1 protein-coding gene and 1 pseudogene are annotated in these 2,804 nt (G+C 72.3%); both read left to right on the top strand.

Annotated features, from left to right (window positions below):
* Positions 1 to 195: pseudogene (locus tag AB0O00_RS34460) on the top strand (ABC transporter ATP-binding protein); the annotation flags it as partial.
* Positions 196 to 254: 59 nt separating this feature from the next.
* Positions 255 to 2,804, top strand: a 2,550-nt coding sequence (locus AB0O00_RS34465) for an ABC transporter permease (protein ID WP_363658574.1), incomplete at its 3' end; no start/stop codon positions are given.

A 2,804-nucleotide genomic window follows, 5' to 3' on the forward strand; every position in this document is an offset into this window, starting at 1 on the left:
TCCTTCCTGCGCAACTCCGTGCGCGAACTCGGCCAGACCGTCGTCATGGTCACCCACGACCCCGTCGCCGCCGCCTACGCCGACCGCGTCGTCTTTCTCGCCGACGGCCGCATCGTCGACGAACTCCCCCACCCCACCGCCGACACCGTCCTGGACCGCATGCGCCGCTTCGACGCCAAGGGCCGCACCAGCTGAGGCCGTACGGACACCACAGCGCCGACGCTCCCTAGACCCCCCAGGACTGACTCTCCCCCATGTACCGCACCGCACTGCGCAACGTGCTGGCCCACAAGGCCCGCCTGCTGATGACGGTCCTCGCCGTCATGCTGGGCACCGCCTTCGTCGCCGGCACGTTCGTGTTCACCGACACCCTCGGCAGCGCCCTCAGGTCGCAGAACGCCAAGAGCTACACCGACATCGCCGTCACCGTCTCCGACCGGGGCGCCGTCGGCCGCGGCTACGACCACGGCGGCAGGACCGCCGCGAGCGCGCCGCTGACCGAGGAGACCCGCAAGGCCGTCGCCGCGCTGCCCGGCGCCGCCGACGCGCGCGGCGTCGTCAGCGGCTTCGCCGGCATCGCCGACCGCAAGGGCGCGCTGATCGGCGACGGCTTCTCCACCACCGGCACCAACTACGTGCCGGGCGCCGACGGCACCGACCCGCGCTACCCGCTGGTCGAGGGCCGCGGCCCGACGGCCGGCGCCGAGATCGCCCTCGACGCCAAGACCGCCGAGAAGGGCGGCTACAAGGTCGGCGACACCGTCCGGGTGGCCGTCAACGGCCCGGTCATGGAGCTGAAGCTCACCGGCACCCTGCACACCAACGACCCGCGCGTCCTCTCCGGCGGCTCGCTCGCCGCGTTCGACACCGCCACCGCTCAGCAGCTCTACCTGAGCCCGGGCCACTTCGCCGAGCTGGACGTCAAGGGCAAGCCGGGGGCGGACGACACCGCGCTGCTAGCCGCCGTCCGGCAGGCCCTGCCGCAGGGCGGCGACTTCGAGGCCAAGACCGGCCGCGCGCTCGCCGACGAGCAGGACAAGATGATCGCCGCCGGCACGAAGGTCATGAGCAAGGCGCTGCTGGGCTTCGCCGGCATCGCGCTGTTCGTCGGCATCTTCATCATCGCCAACACCTTCACCATGCTGATCGCCCAGCGCACCAAGGAACTCGCACTGCTCCGGGCGATCGGCGCCGGCCGCCGGCAGGTCACCAGGTCCGTCCTGGTCGAGGCGTTCCTGGTCGGCCTGACGGCCTCGGTGGCGGGCCTGGCCGCCGGCGTCGGCATCGCCGCCGGGCTGCGCTCGCTGGTCAACAGCCAGCTGGAGGCCAACCTGCCGGACGGCCCGCTGGTGGTCGCGCCGGGCACGGTGATCACCACGATGCTCATCGGTGTCACGGTGACCGTGCTGTCGGCCCTGCTGCCCGCGATCCGCGCGGCGCGGATCGCCCCGATGGCGGCGATGAGCTCGGTCGAGCAGCCGGCCACCCAGAAGAGCCTGCTGCTGCGCAACGTGATCGGCCTGGTCTTCACGGTCCCCGGCGCGGCCGCCCTGGTGCTCGGCGCCCTCGCCAAGTCGGGCCTCCTCGTGGCGCTCGGCGCGGCCCTGCTGATGATCGGCGTGTTCGTCCTCACCCCGCTGCTGGCCAAGCCGCTGATCGCCCTGTTCGCGCCGCTGCTGCGCGCCGGGTACGGCACGCCGGGCCGGCTGGCCGGGGAGAACGCCGTCCGCAACCCGCGCCGCACCGCCGCCACCGCCTCGGCGCTGACCGTCGGCGTCACCCTGATCACCGCGCTGACGGTGGTCGGCGCCTCGGTGAACAAGGCCGTGGACGAGGCCACCGCGAGCGACTCCAAGGCGGACTACACCGTCGCCATGTCGAACTACTCGATGCTCTCCGCGGAGGTCGTCCCGCAGATCGCCAAGGCGCCCGGCGTGACCGCGATGAGCGCCGTGCGGACCGTCCCGGTGGAGACCGGCGAGGACGACGGCGAATGGCTGACGACGGTCGACGCGAACACGATCGACCAGCTGGTCACCGTCAAGGTCAAGGACGGCTCGGCGGACGCCCTCAAGCAGGGCAAGCTGCTGGTGAGTTCGGGCCGCTCGTCGACCGCCGGCTACAAGCTCGGCGACGTCCTGGACGTCACCTACCCGGACGGCGCCAAGGGTTCGCTGACCGTCGGCGGCATCCTGGAGTCCAACTCCGTGCTGGCCGGGGTCGTCGCCCCGGAGGCCGTCGTCACCCCGCACGCCCAGCTCGGCACCGGCCCGGACAAGGTCCTGGTCAAGGGCGCCAACGGCGCGGACGAGAAGCTGAAGCAGGCACTGCGCGACGCGACCGGCGGCAACCCGCTGATCGAGGTCAAGAGCCAGGCGGACGTCAAGAAGGAGAACCGTCGCATGATCACGGACCTCCTGAGCGTCCTCTACGGCCTGCTCGGCATGGCCGTCGTGATCGCGGTGCTCGGCGTGGTCAACACCATGGCGATGTCGGTCTTCGAGCGCCGGCGGGAGATCGGCATGCTGCGCGCGATCGGCCTGGACCGGCGCGGCGTCAGCCGGATGATCCGCCTGGAGTCGCTGCTGATCGCGCTGTTCGGCGGCGTGGTCGGCGTGGGCCTCGGGATCGTCGTCGCCTGGGCGGGACTCAAGACGCTCGGCGACGCGGCCAAGGACGTGTCCACCGTGGTGCCGCCGCTGCAGATCCTCGGGTTCCTGTTCGCGGCCGCCCTGATCGGCCTGCTGGCCGCCGTCTGGCCGGCCCGCCGCGCCGCCCGGACGGACATCCTGGACGCGATCAAG

The organism is Kitasatospora sp. NPDC093558, from assembly GCF_040683475.1.
In the GTDB taxonomy this organism is placed as follows: Bacteria; Actinomycetota; Actinomycetes; order Streptomycetales; family Streptomycetaceae; genus Kitasatospora.